Consider the following 18,722-nt stretch of genomic DNA (forward strand, 5'->3'; position numbering starts at 1 on the left):
AGATAGACCGCCCCGCCCGCCACCACGACCACAGCCGCCCCGATGCCGACCCAGGCCCCCGAGGACATCCCACCACCGTCACTCTTCGCCTCGGCCACCGGGGAAGCCGACGCCTCAGGGGACGAGGCCGCAGGCGTCGGAGTCGAGGACGGCGACGGCGACGGGGACGCAGGTTCCGTCGGCGACGGGGCCACCGGCTTCGCGCCCGGCGCCGCCGGCTTCAGCTTGAGGACCGGCGCCGGCTGCTCACTGCTCTCGTCCAGCTCGATCCACCGGTCGATCTTGCCGTCGCTGTACGTCTGGAGGGACTTGAAGGCGAGCTCCTTCACGTCGGGAAGCTGCCGTACGACAACGGAGTACTCCGCGTTCGTGCCCGCCTTCAGCGCCGGGCCCTTGATGGTGTAGCCGTCGTCGGCGGCCGTGAACTTCCAGCCCTTGGGGCCCTCGCCGTAGGTCACGTCGCCGGGCGCTATGCCCTTGGGCAGGATCACCCGGACCGCCGCGATGCCCGCCGTGTCGGACTCGGCCTCCGCGTCGAAGGAGATCTCGACGTTCTCGGCGAGAGCCTGGGCCTTGTCGGACTCGACCTCGACGTGGGCGGCGGCGGGCCCGGCGGCGAGGAGGACCAGGGCGCCCACGGTGGCCGCTGTGAGGGTCAGGCGGCGTGCGGTGCCGTGCTGGGTGAGGGTGGTGAACATGTGTGTCTCCGGGTCTTTCGGGGCGTGCGGTGGCGCGGAAGGGCCGATCGGCGTCGGACCGTTCCGGCAGCGCAGCGCAGCGCAGGGTCAGTTGGCGGGAGCTGTCCACGCCGACGGAGGACCCCGCCGTACCACCACGTCCGCGAGCAGCGTCCCTCTGAGCGGCGGCGGCTCCGTCCGGTGCGGGCGGCGCACCCGCGATCCGCGCCCGGTCGGCGCGGGCCGGCCGTCGAGCAGGGCCAGCACGGTGGCGATCCGTGTCCGTACGGCGTCCACGGCCCCGGTCAGGCCACGCGCCAGTGACCAGCAGGCCGCGTCCGCGCGGTGCAGCAGCACGGCGACGAGAACGGCGGCCACGGCGTGGACGGCCGTCATCGCGGGCGAGTGGTGCAGCGCCTCGGGCCAGGTTCCATGGGCGGGCATGGCGTGACGCGCGTGCTCGCCCCCCATGTGCGTGTTCGTGGCCGTCGTACGGCCCGAGTGCGCGAGCGACAGCCATATGTGCAGTCCGGCCTGGGCCGCCCCACTCGTCACCACCACCGCCGCGAGCGAACGCCGGCGTCGCGTGCCGATCAGTCCCACGGCGAACAGCAGCACCGCCGCCGCCACACCCGACCGCCACGGGGCGGGCTCCCCGGCGATCAGATGATGCGCGCTGATCCCGAGCACCGTACCGACGACGGCGAACACCGCTGCCCGGAACACGGGCAGCGGCGCGGAGCGCGTCGTGGGCGTTCGGAGCTGACGGAGCATGGTCATGATCCGCCCATCATCGACCATGCGGCGGCCGGACAGGGGCCCGGTCCAGGAATTTCTCCTTCGGCCTCCGGCCGTCGCTCGCCGTCACTCGCCGCCGAACGCCCTCAGGATGCGCTCGGCGGCCAGGGTGGCCGTCAACTCGCCGTTCCTGACCTGCTGTTCGAGGCCGGGGGCGAGAGCCCGTACGGCCTCGTCGGCATGCAGGCGGCCCAGCAGTTCGTCGCGGACCATCGTCCAGGTCCAGTCGACCTGCTGGTCACGGCGTTTGGCCGTGAGGCGGCCGGACGAGTCGAGCAGGACGCGATGCTGTTCGAGACGGTCCCAGACGGTGTCCAGACCGGTCGACTCACGGGCACTGCACGTCAGTACGGGCGGTGTCCAGGCCGCGTCCCTGCCGTGCATCAGCCGCAGGGCGCTCGCCAGTTCACGCGCGGCGGTCTGGGCGTCGCGCTCGTGCGGGCCGTCCGCCTTGTTGACGGCGAGCACGTCCGCCAGCTCCAGCACGCCCTTCTTGATGCCCTGCAACTGGTCGCCGGTGCGGGCCAGCGTCAGCAGCAGGAACGAGTCGACCATGTTCGCGACGGCGGTCTCCGACTGGCCGACCCCGACCGTCTCCACCAGGACGACGTCGTAGCCCGCCGCCTCCATCACCACGATCGACTCGCGCGTCGCCTTCGCGACCCCGCCCAGCGTGCCCGCCGTCGGAGAAGGCCGGATGAACGCCGCCGGGTCCACCGACAGACGCTCCATCCGGGTCTTGTCGCCCAGGATCGAGCCGCCCGTACGGCTGGACGACGGGTCCACCGCGAGCACCGCCACCCGGTGCCCAAGACCGGTCAGCATCGTGCCGAACGCGTCGATGAACGTCGACTTGCCGACACCGGGCACTCCGCTGACCCCGATCCGCCGGGCCCGGCCGCTGTGCGGGAGCAGCGCGGTCAGCAACTCCTGCGCCAGCGCCCGGTGCTGGGGCCGGGTCGACTCGACGAGGGTGATGGCCCGCGCCACCACCGCCCGCTTCCCGCCGAGCACGCCCTTGACGTACGCGTCGAGATCGATCACAGGTCGTGCCCGAGGTCGGCCGACAGCCGCCGTACGAGGTCGTACGCCGCGTCCGGGATCACCGTCCCGGGCGGGAACACGGCCGCCGCGCCCATCTCCAGCAGGGTCGGCACGTCCTGCGGCGGGATCACCCCGCCGACGACGATCATGATGTCCTCCCGGCCCTCGGCCGCCAGCTCCTCGCGCAGCGCCGGTACGAGGGTGAGGTGCCCGGCGGCCAGCGAGGACACCCCGACGATGTGGACGTCCGCCTCCACCGCCTGCCGGGCCACCTCGCCCGGCGTCTGGAACAGCGGGCCGACGTCGACGTCGAAACCGAGGTCGGCGAAGGCGGTGGCGATCACCTTCTGGCCGCGGTCGTGGCCGTCCTGGCCCATCTTGGCGACCAGGATGCGCGGCCGGCGCCCCTCGGCCTCCTCGAAGGAGTCCACCAGCGTGCGGGTGCGTTCGACCGACGGGGACTCGCCTGCTTCGTTGCGGTACACGCCCGCGATCGTACGGATCTGGCCCGCGTGCCGCCCGTACACCTTCTCCAGCGCGTCCGAGATCTCCCCGACCGTCGCCTTCGCGCGCGCCGCGTTCACCGCCAGCTCCAGCAGGTTGCCCTCCCCGCCCGCCGCCCGGGTCAGCGCGTCCAGCGCGTCCTGGCAGGCCCGCTCGTCACGCTCGGCGCGCAGCCTGCGCAGCTTCTCGATCTGCTGGGTGCGTACGGACGAGTTGTCGACCTTGAGGACGTCGATCTGCTCGTCGGTCTCCACCCGGTACTTGTTGACGCCGATCACCGGCTGGCGCCCCGAGTCGATACGGGCCTGGGTGCGCGCCGCGGCCTCCTCGATGCGCAGCTTGGGGATGCCCGCGTCGATGGCCTTGGCCATACCGCCCGCCGCCTCGACTTCCTCGATGTGCTGCCAGGCGCGGCGCGCGAGGTCGTACGTCAGCCGCTCCACGTACGCGCTGCCGCCCCACGGGTCGATGACGCGGGTCGTGCCCGACTCCTGCTGGATCAGCAACTGGGTGTTACGGGCGATGCGCGCCGAGAAGTCGGTGGGCAGCGCGAGCGCCTCGTCGAGGGCGTTGGTGTGCAGCGACTGGGTGTGACCCTGCGTCGCGGCCATCGCCTCCACGGCCGTACGCGTCACGTTGTTGAACACGTCCTGGGCCGTGAGTGACCAACCCGACGTCTGTGAATGGGTGCGCAGGGACAGCGACTTGGCGTTCTGCGGGTCGAACTGCTTCACCAGCTTCGCCCACAGCAGGCGGGCCGCGCGCAGCTTGGCGATCTCCATGAAGAAGTTCATGCCGATCGCCCAGAAGAAGGAGAGCCGGGGCGCGAACGCGTCCACGTCCATCCCCGCGTCCCGGCCCGCCCGGATGTACTCCACCCCGTCCGCGAGCGTGTACGCCAGCTCCAGATCGGCCGTCGCACCCGCCTCCTGGATGTGATAGCCGGAGATCGAGATGGAGTTGTAGCGGGGCATCCGCTGCGAGGTGTAGGCGAAGATGTCGGAGATGATCCGCATCGACGGCTTCGGCGGATAGATGTAGGTGTTGCGGACCATGAACTCCTTGAGGATGTCGTTCTGGATGGTCCCGGCCAGCTTCTCCGGCGGCACACCCTGTTCCTCGGCGGCGACGATGTAGAGCGCCAGTACGGGCAGCACAGCCCCGTTCATCGTCATCGACACGGTCATCTTGTCGAGTGGGATGCCGTCGAAGAGCTGCCGCATGTCGTAGATCGAGTCGATGGCCACGCCCGCCATACCGACGTCACCCGTGACACGCGGGTGGTCGCTGTCGTAGCCGCGGTGCGTGGGCAGGTCGAAGGCGACCGACAGGCCCTTCTGTCCGGCGGCGAGGTTGCGGCGGTAGAAGGCGTTGGACTCCTCGGCGGTGGAGAAACCCGCGTACTGGCGGATCGTCCACGGCTGGTTGACGTACATCGTCGGGTACGGGCCGCGCAGAAACGGGGCCGCGCCCGGGTACGTCGACAGGAAGTCCAGGCCCTCCAGGTCGTGCCCGGTGTAGAGCGGCTTGACGGCGATGCCCTCCGGGGTCTCCCAGAAGGTGCCGTCCGAGTCGGTGGCCCGCTTGACGGCCGTACGCCAGTCGTCGTCGCCCGCGTGCGCGGCCGGGGTCCCCAGTTCGATTCCGGAGAAGTCGGGGATTCCCATCAGGACGCTCCCATACGGTCGAGGGTGGCGGAGAGCACGGCTACGGCGTCGCAGCCCGTGAAGACGTACGCGTCGACGTCCGTGTACTGCCCGGGACGGCCGGCGAGGAAGACATACGAGGCGCCGGCGGCCCTCAGCTCCGCCGCCACGGTCGCGGCCCGCTCCTCGTAGAGCGCGTCGCTGGAGCAGAGACAGACCTCGGTGGTGCCGCTCTCCTCGAAGGTACCCTCCGTGACGGGCTCGATGCCGCCGGCCTGGAAGAGGTTCGAGACGAAGGTCGTCCGCGCGGAGTGCGCGGCGGCCGGACCGATCGTCGCCAGATAGACGCGCGGCCGGGATCCGGTGGCCGCGAGGTGGGCGTCGGAGCGGGCGCGCAGCGCCTCGTACGCCTCGTCGCGCCGTACCCGGGGGAGCCCGCCGGACGGCGGCTCCGGCGCGGGCTCGCGGTCCGGGAGACGCTCGGCGAGGTTCGGGAACTCGCTGACCCCGGTGACGGGCTCGCGCCGCTTGGCCAGCTTGGCGGAACGGGCCGCCCAGGTGGTGGCCAGCGCCTCACCGAGGCGCCCTGAGCGAAGCGCGGCGGCCTGGCCGCCGAGACCCTCGATCCACTGGAAGAACTCCCAGCCCGCGTGGGCGAGTTCGTCGGTGAGCCGCTCCACGTACCAGGATCCGCCCGCCGGGTCGATGACCCGCGCCAGATGCGACTCCTCGACCAGGATCGTCGAGGTGTTGCGGGCGATCCGGCGCGCGAATGCGTCCGGCAGGCCCAGCGCGTGGTCGAACGGGAGCACGGTGACCGAGTCGGCGCCGCCCACCCCGGCGGCCAGCGTCGCGACCGTCGTGCGGAGCATGTTCACCCACGGGTCGCGGCGCGACATCATCACCGGCGAGGTCACGGCGTGCTGCGTCTGCGCCCCGGCCGCCGGCGCCCCCGACACCTCGGCGACCCGCGCCCACAGCCGCCGCGCCGCGCGCAGCTTGGCGATCGTCAGGAACTGGTCGGCGGTGGCCGCGTACCGGAACTCCAGTTGCGCACAGGCCTGTTCGACGGACAGCCCGGCCTCGGTCAGCTGCCGCAGGTATGCCACCCCGGTGGCCAGGGACGCGCCCAGTTCCTGCGCGGCCGAGCCGCCGGCCTCGTGGTACGGCAGCGCGTCCACCGTCAGCGCGCGCAGGCCCGGGTACCGCTCGGCGCACAGCCGCGCGAGCTCGGCGACCGGCGCGAAGGCCAACTCCTCGCCGGTGCGGGCCTCGTGGCCCAGCGGGTCGCCGCCGAGGTTGCCGCGCGCCGCCTCCTTCGCGACGCCCCGCTCCTCGTACAGCCGCAGCAACTCCCGTGCCGCGGGCTCGACTTCCTGGCCGGCGTCGAGGACGACCGGGGCCAGGTCGAGGTAGACACCTTCGACTGCCCGGGCGAGCGACGACACCGGGATCGCGTCCGGGCCGACTTCCAGCCAGAGCGAGGTGACGCCGTTCTCCAGGTCCGCGAGCACCGAGTCACCGACTAGGGTCGCGTGGCGCTGCCGTACGTCCCAGCCGCCGACGGTGTTCCCCTCGGGCCGCGCGCCGCGTACGAAGGGCGGAAAACCGGGAAGGCCGGGTTCGGGGGCCTCGTCTCGCGCCGTGTAGAGGGGGTGGGTGGTGAGTCCGTCCTCCAGCGCGGTGGACAGCGCGTCCTCGGCCGTCGCGGGGGAGACCTCCTTGCCCGCCTTGCGCAGAACGCCTTCCACCAGGCGCTGCCACTGCTCATGTGTCGTGGAAGGGAACTCGGCGGCCAGCGAAAGCCCGTCGTCGGGCAGGACTGTCATGCCCGGATGCTAGGGCAGAGCGGTCGAGCCGCAGCAGAGGCCCAGCCTGTGACCTTGACCTCCGAGGATCTGTGACCTCGGCCTCACTTCCCTGTTGGACCCGCTCGGATGGTCGCCCGTCCCGGCCCGGCGAGTCAATGGAGCGTGTCGCGAAGACACCACGGGGAAGCCGCGCGGCCCGGGGTGACAATGGGCCCCGTCGTACTCGTACGAATCAGAGGGCACACCATGAGAATCCATCTGACCAGCGTCTTCGTCGACGACCAGGACAAGGCCCTGCGCTTCTACACCGAGGTGCTCGGCTTCGTGAAGAAGACCGAGGTTCCGCTCGGTGCGGACCGGTGGCTGACCGTGGTCTCGCCCGAGGATCCCGACGGGACCGAACTGCTGCTGGAGCCCTCCGGTCATCCCGCGGTGAAGCCGTACCGGGACGCGCTGGCCAAGGACGGCATCCCGGCCACCGCCTTCGCCGTGGACGACGTGCGCGCGGAGTACGACCGGCTGCGCGGCCTGGGCGTGCGGTTCACCCAGGAACCGCGGGAGATGGGCCCGGTCACCACCGCGGTGCTGGACGACACCTGCGGCAACCTGATCCAGATCGTGCACAAGGCGTAAGGGCGTACGGACCGTGGAGAAACTCATCGCGCCACCGATGAGTTTCTCCACGAGGATCGGTCGAAAGAGGTGACAGCGTTCCCGCTCCAGGAGGTGCCCCATGACCGCCGACGGTTTCACCACGTGTCTCTGGTTCGACGGACAGGCCGAGGAAGCCGCCAACTTCTACGTCTCGATCTTCAAGAACTCGTCCCTCGGCAGGACCGGCTACTACAACGAGGCCGGTCCCGCCCCCGCCGGCACACTGATGGCCGTCGACTTCGTGGCCAACGGCCAGAAGTTCGTCGCCCTCAACGGCGGCCCGATGTTCAAGTTCACCGAGGCCGTCTCCTTCCAGATCTTCTGCGCCGACCAGCAGGAGGTCGACCACTACTGGGCCAAACTCACCGAGGACGGCGGCGAGGGCGGCCCCTGCGGCTGGCTCAAGGACAAGTACGGACTGTCCTGGCAGGTCGTCCCGGAGGGCCTGATCGAGATGGTCACCGACCTGGACCAGGAGAAGGCCGTCCGCACCACCAAGGCCATGTACGCGATGGGCAAGCTGGACATCGCCGCCCTGAAGAAGGCGTACGCGGGGGAGTGACCGCCGGCGCCCCCTTAGGGCGTCATCCCGCCCGCGCACGCGGCGCCGGGCTCAGGGGTCTGCGCGCCCTGGACGTACTTGTCGAGGAACCTGGCGACCCGGGGGTCCGACGCCTTGTCCACCTTGAGCTGGTGCTCCCAGGCGCTCAGCACGATCGGCGACGACTGGCCCTCGTAGGGGCTCATGAAGGTGTACGACGTGTTGGTCACCTTCTCGGAGAGCGCCTCGATGTCCGCCTTGGCCGCCTTGTCGTTGTAGGTGATCCAGACGGCGCCGTGTTCGAGGCCGTGCACCGCGTTCTCGTTGGGGACCGCCTTGGTGTAGACCTGCCGGTCGCAGTTCACCCACACCTGGTTGTGGTCGCCGCCCACGGGCGGGGTCATCTTGTACGTGACGGGCTTGGCGACGTGGTTCTGGGTGAGCTTCGACCAGCTCTTCACACCCGGGATGGGCGCCGCCTTCGCCTGCTCCTTGTCCTTGGCCGAGTCGACGAGGAGCCAGCCGCCGCCGGCCAGGCCGACGAGTATGAGGGCGGTCGCGCCGATCGTGAGCAGCCGCATACGGCGCTCACGTGCCTGCTCGGCCTTGCGCAGTTCTTCCATGTGGGCGCGGCGGGCCGCGGTCTTCGCCTTAACGTTGGAGGTACCCATGGGATGTCCTTCTCCGTGCCGAACCCGTCTCCGGGCACGGCGCTGCAAGCTGGGGTGATGGTCGTGGTCGTGGCCGGGCGGCCCGGCGCGCGGGAAGCGCGGGCCGGCCGCGGCAGGTCCTAGACCCGGAGCAGTTGCAGTTCGTGGAGATCGGGAGGGCGGGCGCCGCCCGGGATCCGCGACGGGCCGAGCGGCAGCCGGGCGGGGGCGGTGGACGGCTGGTCCAGTGCGGCGGCCCGGTCGGCGCCGATGCAAGGGGCGTGGCTGAGGACGCCGTGCTGCCCGGGGGCGTGACAGGAGTGCTGCGGGCCCTCGTGGCAGGGGTCCCGTTCGGCGATGTGCGCGGAGTGCGCCGATGCCGAACGGGCGGGCCCGGTGTCCGCCGGGGCCAGGGTGGAGGCGCAGGAGAACGCGAACGCCGCGAGGACGAGGACCAGGACGCCGAGCAGGAGGGGGAGGCCGCCGCGGGCATACCGCGTCGCGGGGCGGCGCACCCGTGCAGCGGACATCTGGACACCTGGAGGTCGGGGCGGGGCCGAGGACGGGCCGAGAACAGACGAGCGCCGATGAAATTATCAGACTGCTGGCGTGTGTTGATGCCGACCCCTGTGGGGCACACTCCCTCCCGTCCGTAACAAGGTGGGCCGCTCGGCGCGCGACTCGGGCGAAGGCTGGCTAGCGTGAGGATCCGGACCACCCGACGAGACTGGAGAGGCCGCAGCCATGGCCGTAAAACCTGAGGGAACCCCTTGTTGGGCCGACGCCATGTTCAGTGACGTCGAGGGAGCCAAGAGCTTCTACGGCGAGGTGCTGGGCTGGACCTTCGGCGACGCTTCGTCGGAGTACGGCAACTACACACAGGCCTACTCCGACGGCAAGGCGGTCGCCGCGGTCGTCCCGCCGATGCCCGGTCAGGAAGGGCAGTCGGCGTGGTGCCTGTACCTCGCCTCACCGGACGCCGCCGCCACCGCCGCGAAAATCCGGGAAAACGGCGGCGAGCTGCTGATGGAGCCGATGCAGGTGGGTGAGTTCGGCACCATGTGCCTGGCCCGCGACCCCAGTGGCGCCGTCTTCGGAGTCTGGCAGGGCGGTACCCATGAGGGCTTCGAAGCCGGACCGGAACAGCCCGGCGCCTACTGCTGGGCCGAGGTCTTCACCCGCGACACCGAGAAGACGGACACCTTCTTCCCGGCCGTCTTCGGCTACTCGGCCAAGCAGATGCAGGACGACAACGTCGACTTCCGGATGTTCAACCTGGGCGACGACACCGTCCTCGGCCGGATGCGGATGACGGACGAGTTCCCGCCCGAGATCCCGTCGTACGTCAACGTGTACTTCTCCGTCGGCAACTGCGACGACGCCGTGGCCACGGCCACCAAGCTCGGCGCCGTGCTGCGCTTCGGGCCCATGGACAGCCCGTTCGGCCGGTTCGCGGCGCTGAGCGACCCGCAGGGCGCCAACTTCTCCGTCATCGACACCACGACGACGGCGGGCGAGCTGCCCAAGTCGGTGGACGTGGGCTGAGGGAGGCGGCCGGCGACGGCCGGGAGCCCGTCGCACGCATGGCATGATCGAGCGCATGCGTGAACGAGTGGTGGCCGCGTGCGACGGGGCCTCGAAGGGAAATCCAGGACCGGCGGGCTGGGCCTGGGTGGTGGCCGACGAGTCGGAGAGCCCCACTCGCTGGGAGGCCGGCCCGCTCGGCCGGGCCACCAACAACGTCGCCGAACTCACCGCGCTGGAAAGGCTGTTGACGGCCATCGCGCCGGACGTGCCGCTGGAGATCCGGATGGACTCCCAGTACGCGATGAAGGCCGTCACCACCTGGCTGCCCGGCTGGAAGCGCAAGGGCTGGAAGACGGCGGCCGGCAAGCCGGTCGCCAACCAGGAACTCGTCGTCCGTATCGACGAACTGCTCGACGGCCGCTCCGTCGAGTTCCGCTATGTGCCCGCCCACCAGGTCGACGGCGACAAGCTCAACGACTTCGCCGACCGGGCCGCCAGTCAGGCCGCGATCGTGCAGGAGCCTGCCGGCAGCGAGCAGGGGTCCCCGGAGCCGCCCGCATCGCCCGATACGCCCCGCTCCGGGCCCCCGAAGGCGTCCGGCGCCAGGACGTCCCGGCCGCGCACCGGCAGCTCCGGCTCCAACCGCACCCTGAAGGCGAAGTTCCCCGGCCGCTGTGTCTGCGGACGCGCCTACGCGGCTGGCGAGACCATCGCGAAGAATGCTCAGGGCTGGGGGCATCCGGAGTGTCGTACCGCTGACTAGCGCTCCGCTGGATCGGCGGTTCGTTCACTGCGGGCAGGTGGGGGCTTGTCGCGCAGTTCCCCGCGCCCCTTCAGGGCGCGGTGGTGCGCCCAGTTTCATCCGCTCCCCCACACACAGAAAGAGAGCGCCGTTCGGCGACCCCGCACCCTGCTACTCTCCGACGCGAACTGAACACTTTCCGTAATTGCTAGGAGTGTGTGTGAAGGTCGCCTGTGTCGGAGGCGGGCCCGCCGGCCTGTATCTCTCGATCCTGTTGAAGCTGCGGGATCCGTCCCACGACATCACCGTGTACGAGCGTGACCCGGCGGGCTCGACCTACGGCTGGGGCGTCACCTACTGGCGCGGACTGCTCGACAAGCTCCACGAGCACGACCCCGAGTCCGCGCGGGCCATCGGGGACGCCTCGGTGTCCTGGAACCACGGAGTCGCCCACGTGGGCGACAGCGCGACCCGGCACCCGGGCGACGAGGGCTTCGGCATCGGCCGCCACAAGCTCCTCGACATCCTCGCCGACCGGGCCCGGCAACTGGGCGTACGGCTGGAGTTCGAGCACGGGATCACCGACGCGGGCGCACTGGCGGACGCCGATCTCGTCGTGGCCGCCGACGGCGTCAACAGCGCGCTGCGCGAACAGCACACCGAACACTTCGGCGCCAGCCTGCGGGCCGGCCGCAACCAGTACATCTGGCTCGGCACCACCAAGGTCTTCGACGCCTTCACCTTCGGCTTCAAGGAGACCGAGCACGGCTGGATCTGGTGCTACGGCTACGGCTACAGCCGGGACCACAGCACCTGCGTCGTCGAGTGCGCCCCCGAGACCTGGAGCGGGCTCGGCCTCGACCGGGCGAACGAGGCCGACGGACTGGCGCTGCTGGAGAAGATCTTCGGCGACCTGCTGGACGGCCACCCCCTGATCGGCCGCTCGGCCGCCGACGGCGCCGCCCAATGGCTCAACTTCCGCACCCTCACCAACCGCACCTGGCACCGCGGCAACCTCGTCCTGCTCGGCGACGCCGCCCACACCACGCACTACTCCATCGGCGCCGGCACCACCCTCGCCCTGGAGGACGCCCTCGCCCTGGACGAGGCGCTCCACACGCACCCCGAACTCCCCGCCGCCCTCGCCGCCTACGAGGAGCGGCGCAAGTCCGAACTGCTCGCCATCCAGAGCGCGGCCCGCTACAGCGCCCAGTGGTACGAGAACCTGCCGCGCTACATCCGGCTGCCCCCGGCCCGGATGTTCGCCCTGCTGGGCCAGCGCCACTCGCCCCTGCTGCCGTATGTGCCGCCCCAGCTCTACTACGGCATCGACCGGGCGGCGGGGCGTCTCGAAGCCCTGCGCCGGTTCAAGCGGTGGCTCGGCCCGAAGCTGGCCCGCACCGCGCAGACCCGCGTGCTCGCCTCCCGTACGGGGGAAGAGGCCGAGGTCTCCGGGAAGCAGTCCGGTCACGGCCGGTGACATCGCGTCGGGTGAATGGCGATTCACCGGTGTGATGAGTCGCCATTCACCGTCGTGTTCTCACGGGCGCAGCAGCCCGTCGAGGAACGCGTTCCCGAACACGCCGTGCGGGTCTAGCCTGTCCAGGGTGCCGACGGCCGCCTGCCACACGGCGTCCCCGTAGGAAGCCGGTACCGCAGTGCGGATGACCTCGGCGTCGCGCCACCCGGCGGTCTCCGTGTACGCCCACCCCTTGGACCACTCGGCCCTGGTCAGCGCGTACCCGCCGGCGTACGTCCCGAGCAGGAACTGTTCGAGTTCCCGGAAGAACGCCTCCGCGTACGGTGTCCCGGGCAGCGTCAGTACGTTGAACCAGACGGCCGTGTCCCATTCGGGGTGACCGTCGACGGGCCGCAGCGCGGACAGCAGCGGGGCGTGGGCGCCCGGTGAGCCGGAGTCGGACGGGTGGTCGAGGCCGGTGGCGCGGATCTCGACCGTGCCGTTGACCGGGAAGCGGCCCAACGCGGCGTACGCGGCCAGGCGTTCCCGGTAGAACGTGGTGAACTCCGCGATGACGCGCTGCACTTGGGCCCGGCCGGTCAGCACCGTGTAGCCGTTCGCGGTGACCCGGAGGGTCGTGGGCCTGACGTACAGCAGCGTGTTCTTCGACGGCCCCCAGATGTCCGCCGACAGCGTCGCCACCAGCCCGAGCGCCGCCGCGTCCGACTGTGCCTTGCCCAGCAACGGCGCGAGATACCAGGCCCCTTCGGACAGGATCCGCCCGACGAGATCCGCCACCGGCCCCGGGATGTTGTCGGAGAAGGGGTAGTTGTACGGCGACGACACGCGCCGCGAGGTCAGCGGTCTGGTCGGTGCGACGCTCCACACCTTCAGCCACGGAAACTCGGTGAAGGCGAACCAGATCGTCTCGACCCGGCCGGCCGCGTCCAGGAAGCTCGCGAAGGTCCGCCCGCCCGAGCCGCCGCCGGGCGCCGCGAACAGTTCGGCCGCCGGGATGTCCGTACGGCTGACGCAACGCAGATTGCTGTTCGCCCCCACCCGCAGCACGACCTCGACGACCAGCGAACGGCCCAGGTGGGTGAGGAGCGCAGCGCAGTCCGCCTCGTCACGGTGGAACGTCCGCAGGACGTAGGCCCCGGAGCCCTCGTGCCACACGACCGCCGTCAGCGACAGCACGAGATTGCTCAGCGAACCGTACGTGTGTCCGGGCAGCCGGGTCTCGCCGTCGGCCGGTACGGCGGTGCCGTGGGCGTCGACGGCCAGCGCGCCGCCCAGGGTGAGGTCACCGGGAGCGGGCGCGGCTGTGACCCCGAGGCCCCGCTGCTCCAGGAAGGCGAGCAGGGCCTCCAGCGTGACCCCGGTGCCCGCGCGCACGGCGGCCGGGCCGGTGGACTCCAGGGCGAGGCCGGTGAGACGGGGAGCGGTGTCGACGAGCAGCACGGGCGCGCCGGATGCCGTACCGGGAGTGACCGTCAGGGGTGACCAGCCGTGCGCGGAACCCCGGGCGCGGACCGTCCAGCCGTGCCGCCAGGCCCAGTTGACGACGTCGGTCACCTGGCCGGGGTCGGCCGGAGCACAGGCCCAGAGTCCGTCGGCGGTGATCTCGCCTGCCCAGTTGCGGTAGCCGGAGCGGTAGGGCGTGACGGCCGCCGGGAAGCCGGGAAGTTCGGCGGCGGCGACGGCCGGGTCGGCGGCGATCGCCACGAGGGCGAGCGAGGCCGTGCCGAGCAGAAAACCGCGGCGCGTCCACACGGAGTTCTCGTCCTCGGGAGCGCCGGAATCATGGGACCGTGCCAGGTGATCAGTCACCCGGTCACGCTAGAGGGTGAGAGTTCTCGAATAGTTTCCCCATTCATCAATTCACTCGTGCGGGTGAAGTGAAGGTGTGCGGGTTTGGCGCTGTCGGGGCCCGACCAGACCGCCCGGACCTGCGGAGGGATGACAGACTGACGCCATGGATGAGCGTGTAATCGGTAGGTCGGGTCAGCGGGCGTCGGTCATCGGCCTCGGAACGTGGCAGTTGGGCGCCGACTGGGGCGAGGTCGAGGAGAAGGACGCCCTCGCGGTGCTGGACGCGGCGGTCGAGTCGGGAGTGACCTTCCTCGACACCGCCGACGTGTACGGCGACGGACGCAGCGAGCAGACCATCGCCACCTTCCTGCGTGCCAGGCCCGAGCTGGACATACTGGTCGCGACGAAGATGGGCCGCCGGGCCGAGCAGCTCCCGGAGAACTACGTCCTCGACAACTTCCGCGCCTGGAACGACCGTTCGCGGCGCAACCTCGGCGTCGACCGGATCGACCTGGTCCAGCTCCACTGCCCGCCGACCCCCGTCTACTCCTCCGACGAGGTCTTCGACGCCCTCGACACCCTGGTCGAGGAAGGACGCATCGCGCGCTACGGCGTCAGCGTCGAGACCTGCGAGGAGGCCCTCACCGCGATCGCCCGCCCGGGTGTGACCAGCGTGCAGATCATCCTCAACGCGTTCCGGATGAAGCCCCTGGCCCAGGTGCTCCCGGCCGCCGAGAAGGCGGGCGTCGGCATCATCGCCCGCGTCCCGCTCGCCTCCGGCCTGCTGTCGGGCAAGTACACCAAGGACACGGTGTTCCCCGAGAACGACCACCGCACCTACAACCGCCACGGCGAGGCCTTCGACCAGGGCGAGACCTTCTCCGGCGTCGACTACGCGACCGGCGTCGAGGCGGCGGCCGAGTTCTCCGCCCTCGCCCCGCAGGGATACACCCCGGCCCAGCTGGCGCTGCGCTGGATCCTCCAGCAGCCCGGCGTGACCACGGTGATCCCGGGCGCCCGCTCGGCCGAGCAGGCCCTCGCCAACGCGGCGACCGCCGCCCTGCCGCCGCTGTCGCCGGAGACGCTCACCGCGATCCGGGACCTCTACGACCGCCGGATCAAGGCGCAGGTGGAGACCCGCTGGTAGCGGACGCACGGACGGGGGTGACGTACGTATGTGGTGTGACGTACGTGGGTGATGTCACGGCTCCAGGAGCAGTTGCCGCTGCTGCTCCTGGTCGCCGGAGACGCTGCCGCGGTCGTGCGCGGTGAACGTCCCGGTGAGGGTGGCGTCCGCGCAGCGCACTGCGGCGGGGGTGCCCTGCACGGTGACCAGGACGGGCGCCGACAGCGGCTCCCTCTTCGGGTGGCCGGGCACGTGGGCCTCCGTACCGACGGTGAACGCGGCCGAGTGCACCGTCGAGTGCCCGTCGTCGTCTCCCGGGAACTCGTCCGCCGGGCCGAAGGCGGACTCCAGGGCTCGTACGACCCTCTGCGCGTCGGCGGCGTCGCCGCCACTGATGGTGAGGGTGAGCTGCGTACCGGACATGGCCGGACCTCCCTTTTCGGCGGCGCCGCCGTGGTGTGCTCCGGGTAGCCGTACCCCGGTCGCTCAAACCCGTTCGTGGCGGACCTGATCGGTTTCGCCGCGTCGGGGAACCCGTATGTCCGACGACGGAGCGTGCGGACGAGCGGGCCGGGAGGAACCATGACGGGCACGGACGGCGAGGCCGGCACGCGTGAACACGGGCGTACGGAGACCGAGGAGGAGCGGGCCGACCGTATGTGGGGCGAGCTCATCCAGGAGGTGCGGGTCGCCCAGACAGGTGTGCAGATCCTGTTCGGCTTCCTGCTGACCGTCGTCTTCACCCCGAGATTTCCCCGGCTGGACCAGACGGAGCACACGATCTACATCGTCACCATCGTGCTGGCCGCCGCCGCGACCGGCGCTCTGATCGGGCCGGTCTCCCTGCACCGGATCGTCTCCGGCCGCCGGGTGAAACCCCAGGCCGTGCGCTTCGCCTCGTGGCTGACCTTCACCGGTCTGGTGCTGCTGCTCGCCACGTTGGCCTCCGCGCTCCTGCTGGTCCTCAGGGTGGCCACCCACGACGAATACGTGCCCTGGCTGGTCGCGGGCGTCGTCGCCTGGTACCTGGCCTGCTGGTTCGTACTGCCGCTGTGGACGCGCCGCCGCTACACCACGGACTGAGCGCGCGCCTTCGCGAGCTGCCGGTCGTGGACGCGGCTCAGCAGGAGCAGCGACACGCACGCTCCGATCAGCGCGCAGAACATGTCCCACTGCGTGTCCCACACATCGCCCTGTGTGGCCAGGAAGTCGTCGGCCGCCGCGCCGCCGACCACGGCCGCCGCCCACTCGAACAGTTCGAACAGCGCGCTGAAGGCCAGACAGGCGCACACGGTCAGCGGCGCGAGCCAGCGGCTGCCGCGCAGCGGTGACGTACGGCTCAGCAGCTCCCGTACGAGAATCGCCGGCACGAAGCCCTGCACGAGGTGGCCGAGCCGGTCGTACGGGTTGCGGTCGAGGCCGAACGTGTCACGCGCCCAGTCGCCCAGCGGGACCTGCGCGTAGGTGTAGTGGCCGCCCACCATCAGGACGAGGGCGTGCAGCGCCAGCAGACAGCACAGGAGGTTGGAGAGCGGGAAGCGCCGCCAGGTCAGGACGATCAGGGGCAGCCCGATCAGGATCCAGACCGTCTCCAGGAACCAGGTCATCAGGTCGTGCGGCTGCCACACCGAGACCGCGAGCCCTGCGGCCACCAGCCCGGCGAGCAGCACGGGAAGGTGCCGGCGCGGGGTGTCGGCGGTCGCCGGGAGGGCGCGGGAGGCGGTGTCAACTGCGGGCATCGGGACGCTCCTTGTGGTCGGAGCATCATCCTGGGGGAGCGTCCCGGCCCCGGGCATGAGTACGAGTACTCAGCTCGGGGCGCCCGTGTCCTCAGGTGTCACACGGACGGGGTGCGTGCCCCGCGCAGCGCCGTGATGCACGAGGCGATGGCCTCCTGGAGTTCCTCCAACTGCTGGACCATCTCGTCCTCGGCGAACTCCTGGACGTCGTCGAAGGTCAGCTCCTCGAACGCCTTCGTGGCCTTCGTCAGGCTGCTGTAGAACTTCGTCCGCCGTTCCTGGACGCGCAGTTCGGGATCGGCCTCGACGGCCTCGACGACGAGGTTCTTCAGGGTGTCGTAGGCCTCGCTCGCCCACTCACCGGTGTCCTCGTCCTCGTCCAGCTCGTCGAGGAGGGACAGATGGCGTTCGGCCTCCTGACGCAGGTCGAGGGGCGCCTCGATGGTCTGGCCCGCAGGCGTCTTGACCTGGCCGGACTCGGCGATCTGGCGGACGTATCCGACCCGGTCGGCCGACCTCGACTCGGTGGCCACGGCCTTCTTCAGGTCGTCGGTGCGGACGATGTCGCGCGCCAGCTCGGCCTGGAGATCCGGGTCCTCCTTGATCCGGTCGAGCAGCGCGTGCCGGGCGGCGCGGGCGGTCGAGGGGTCGGCCATGATCGCGGCCCGCAGCGCCGTGGGGTTCTCCGCGACCTCCAGCGCCTTCGTCGGCCGGATGCCCTCCGCCTCGGCCGCCTCGGTGATGGCGGCGCCGCGCTCGGAACCGGCGCTGGAACGGGAGCTGTAGTAGGTGAGCCACAGGTCGGCGCCCGGGAGTTCGACCTCCGCGCCCGGGGCGAGCGCCTCGAAGTGCGGGACGACACCGTCGTCGGCGGCCTTGTCCCAGGCCTTGTAGTAGCGCATCACCCGCTCGGGCGAGCAGTCGGCCAGCGCGGCGAACTCCTTCGCGGACACCTTCGGCGTCTCACCGGCGGGCTGCCCACCGGGCCGCACACTGCGCGCCACCTTCAGGCCGAAGGCCCAGCCGCCCGTCCGCGCGTAGACCCCGAACTCCTGCGCGTCACGCGCGACGAGGGGAGACACGGCGGAGACGTCGAGAGTGGCCTCCACGGTTTCCACAGCCTCGTCCGGCTCACCGGTCTCAGCGGCCTCACCGGTCTCGGCGGCCGGCTCGGCCCACTCGGACCCGTCGAATTCCTCGGCCAGGGGGGACGCGGGCGACACGATGGACACCTCGGGTGTCCCGGCGGGCTCAGGAGTCTCAGACGTCTGAGGCGTTTCGGACGGGGCGATCGCTACGGTCACAGGTGACTCTCCCGGGCAGGCTGGACGGACTGCGAAGGTACAGGCCGGCAGCCTATCGGCGCCAAGCGGCGATGCCCCGGCAGACCGCGCCCGGCCGGGAACCCGCCCTGTCACCGGATCCGTACGCCCGGTGGTCGACACGTGTCTCCGGCCGTGGCTCGCTGTACGCGGTTCACTCTCTGAAGGTCCGCAGGAAGGTGTCCAATGCCTGCTGGTTGGCGCGGTCGAACCACTGCACCGCGGGGGTCGTCCAACGAAGTGAGTAGCCCGTCTTCCCGCCGGTGAGGAAGCCCCGGCCGAACGTCCGTATCCGGGTGTCACCGTAGTCGGACAGCCACTCCATGTCGGCCGCGCGCCGGCCGTGATAGGTCGTCGCCCGGATCTCGCCGATCCGCTCGAAGCCGATGCCTCCCCGGGCCAGGACGGGCTCGACGTCCTCGCGCCACACGGCCACGGGATCCGGGCGCAGCAACTGGCTGTAGGTGACGGTCAGGGTGCGCGGGTCGTCGTCGGCGCCGAACACGATGCGGTAGGCGGCATGGTCGGGGGAGACGTCCTCGCCCAGCCGCTTCCACCCCTTGGGCAGGGCGACGGAGAACCCTTCCGGGGCCTTGTACACCCGGAACCCCGCGGGCAGCGCCTCGGCGGAACCGCCGTCGGCCGAGGGAGTGGGGGTGGGCGTCGGGGT

General features: G+C 71.0%; 18 protein-coding genes and 1 pseudogene. 7 read left to right on the forward strand and 12 right to left on the reverse strand.

Annotation, left to right across the window (positions count from 1 at the left end; all coding sequences use genetic code 11):
- The 5 genes from AOK08_RS25755 to AOK08_RS25775 form a co-directional block, all read right to left on the reverse strand.
- A partial coding sequence (locus AOK08_RS25755) for a DUF1775 domain-containing protein (RefSeq protein ID WP_055530345.1) occupies positions 1-698 on the reverse strand: 698 nt, incomplete at its 3' end.
- Between the two features lie 87 nt (positions 699-785).
- On the reverse strand, positions 786-1,457 hold the full coding sequence (locus tag AOK08_RS25760; RefSeq protein ID WP_055530364.1) for a hypothetical protein: 672 nt from the start codon (positions 1,455-1,457) through the stop codon (positions 786-788).
- A gap of 84 nt (positions 1,458-1,541) precedes the next feature.
- Entirely contained in the window at positions 1,542-2,519 is a 978-nt protein-coding gene (gene meaB / locus AOK08_RS25765) for a methylmalonyl Co-A mutase-associated GTPase MeaB (protein ID WP_055530347.1), read from the reverse strand.
- Positions 2,516-4,690: a methylmalonyl-CoA mutase gene (gene scpA / locus AOK08_RS25770; RefSeq protein ID WP_055530349.1), complete on the reverse strand. Its 2,175-nt coding sequence runs from the start codon at positions 4,688-4,690 to the stop codon at positions 2,516-2,518. Before scpA ends, meaB begins: the two co-directional genes overlap by 4 nt.
- Positions 4,690-6,498: a methylmalonyl-CoA mutase family protein gene (locus AOK08_RS25775; RefSeq protein WP_055530350.1), complete on the reverse strand. Its 1,809-nt coding sequence runs from the start codon at positions 6,496-6,498 to the stop codon at positions 4,690-4,692. The genes scpA and AOK08_RS25775 overlap by 1 nt, the downstream gene beginning before the upstream one ends.
- A 228-nt stretch (positions 6,499-6,726) precedes the next feature.
- Between AOK08_RS25775 and AOK08_RS25780 the strand changes: the two genes are divergently transcribed.
- Both AOK08_RS25780 and AOK08_RS25785 read left to right on the forward strand, forming a co-directional pair.
- Positions 6,727-7,113, forward strand: a complete 387-nt coding sequence (locus AOK08_RS25780; RefSeq protein ID WP_055530366.1) for a VOC family protein — start codon at positions 6,727-6,729, stop codon at positions 7,111-7,113.
- 100 nt (positions 7,114-7,213) lie between these two features.
- Positions 7,214-7,696: a VOC family protein gene (locus tag AOK08_RS25785; protein WP_055530351.1), complete on the forward strand. Its 483-nt coding sequence runs from the start codon at positions 7,214-7,216 to the stop codon at positions 7,694-7,696.
- A 14-nt stretch (positions 7,697-7,710) separates the two neighbouring features.
- Here the strand turns inward: AOK08_RS25785 and AOK08_RS25790 are convergent, their stop codons facing one another.
- Positions 7,711-8,346: a DUF3105 domain-containing protein gene (locus AOK08_RS25790; protein WP_055530352.1), complete on the reverse strand. Its 636-nt coding sequence runs from the start codon at positions 8,344-8,346 to the stop codon at positions 7,711-7,713.
- 119 nt (positions 8,347-8,465) lie between these two features.
- A complete protein-coding gene (locus AOK08_RS44930) occupies positions 8,466-8,855 on the reverse strand; it encodes a DUF6153 family protein (protein ID WP_055530353.1) in 390 nt (129 codons plus the stop codon).
- Positions 8,856-9,069: 214 nt separating this feature from the next.
- On the opposite strand from AOK08_RS44930, the gene AOK08_RS25800 reads away from it, so the two are divergent.
- From AOK08_RS25800 to AOK08_RS25810, 3 genes are all read left to right on the forward strand, one after another.
- On the forward strand, positions 9,070-9,870 hold the full coding sequence (locus AOK08_RS25800; protein ID WP_055530354.1) for a VOC family protein: 801 nt from the start codon (positions 9,070-9,072) through the stop codon (positions 9,868-9,870).
- Between the two features lie 43 nt (positions 9,871-9,913).
- A complete protein-coding gene (locus AOK08_RS25805) occupies positions 9,914-10,615 on the forward strand; it encodes a ribonuclease H family protein (protein WP_055530355.1) in 702 nt (233 codons plus the stop codon).
- Positions 10,616-10,814: 199 nt separating this feature from the next.
- On the forward strand, positions 10,815-12,074 hold the full coding sequence (locus tag AOK08_RS25810) for an FAD-dependent monooxygenase (protein WP_107101044.1): 1,260 nt from the start codon (positions 10,815-10,817) through the stop codon (positions 12,072-12,074).
- 60 nt (positions 12,075-12,134) lie between these two features.
- Here the strand turns inward: AOK08_RS25810 and AOK08_RS25815 are convergent, their stop codons facing one another.
- Positions 12,135-13,826 carry a cholesterol oxidase substrate-binding domain-containing protein gene (locus tag AOK08_RS25815; protein WP_107101045.1) on the reverse strand — a complete coding sequence of 564 codons (1,692 nt, stop codon included), beginning with the start codon at positions 13,824-13,826 and terminating at the stop codon, positions 12,135-12,137.
- 202 nt (positions 13,827-14,028) lie between these two features.
- On the opposite strand from AOK08_RS25815, the gene AOK08_RS25820 reads away from it, so the two are divergent.
- Entirely contained in the window at positions 14,029-15,012 is a 984-nt protein-coding gene (locus tag AOK08_RS25820) for an aldo/keto reductase (RefSeq protein ID WP_055530358.1), read from the forward strand.
- Positions 15,013-15,066: 54 nt separating this feature from the next.
- Here AOK08_RS25820 and AOK08_RS25825 read toward each other — a convergent pair whose 3' ends face one another.
- Entirely contained in the window at positions 15,067-15,414 is a 348-nt protein-coding gene (locus tag AOK08_RS25825; protein ID WP_055530360.1) for a hypothetical protein, read from the reverse strand.
- Positions 15,415-15,573: 159 nt separating this feature from the next.
- On the opposite strand from AOK08_RS25825, the gene AOK08_RS25830 reads away from it, so the two are divergent.
- Complete coding sequence (locus AOK08_RS25830) at positions 15,574-16,074, forward strand: DUF6328 family protein (RefSeq protein WP_055530362.1); 501 nt, start codon at positions 15,574-15,576, stop codon at positions 16,072-16,074.
- Here AOK08_RS25830 and AOK08_RS25835 read toward each other — a convergent pair.
- The 3 genes and pseudogenes from AOK08_RS25835 to AOK08_RS25845 form a co-directional block, all read right to left on the reverse strand.
- Positions 16,059-16,730, reverse strand: coding sequence for a DUF2238 domain-containing protein (locus AOK08_RS25835; protein WP_079054262.1), 672 nt, complete (start codon positions 16,728-16,730; stop codon positions 16,059-16,061). The genes AOK08_RS25830 and AOK08_RS25835 overlap by 16 nt on opposite strands.
- A 98-nt stretch (positions 16,731-16,828) precedes the next feature.
- Positions 16,829-17,848 carry a hypothetical protein gene (locus AOK08_RS25840; protein WP_055530372.1) on the reverse strand — a complete coding sequence of 340 codons (1,020 nt, stop codon included), beginning with the start codon at positions 17,846-17,848 and terminating at the stop codon, positions 16,829-16,831.
- A 358-nt stretch (positions 17,849-18,206) separates the two neighbouring features.
- Positions 18,207-18,722: pseudogene (locus AOK08_RS25845) on the reverse strand (serine/threonine protein kinase); the annotation flags it as partial.

Source organism: Streptomyces graminilatus (genome assembly GCF_001418565.1).
Classification (GTDB): Bacteria; Actinomycetota; Actinomycetes; order Streptomycetales; family Streptomycetaceae; genus Streptomyces; species Streptomyces graminilatus.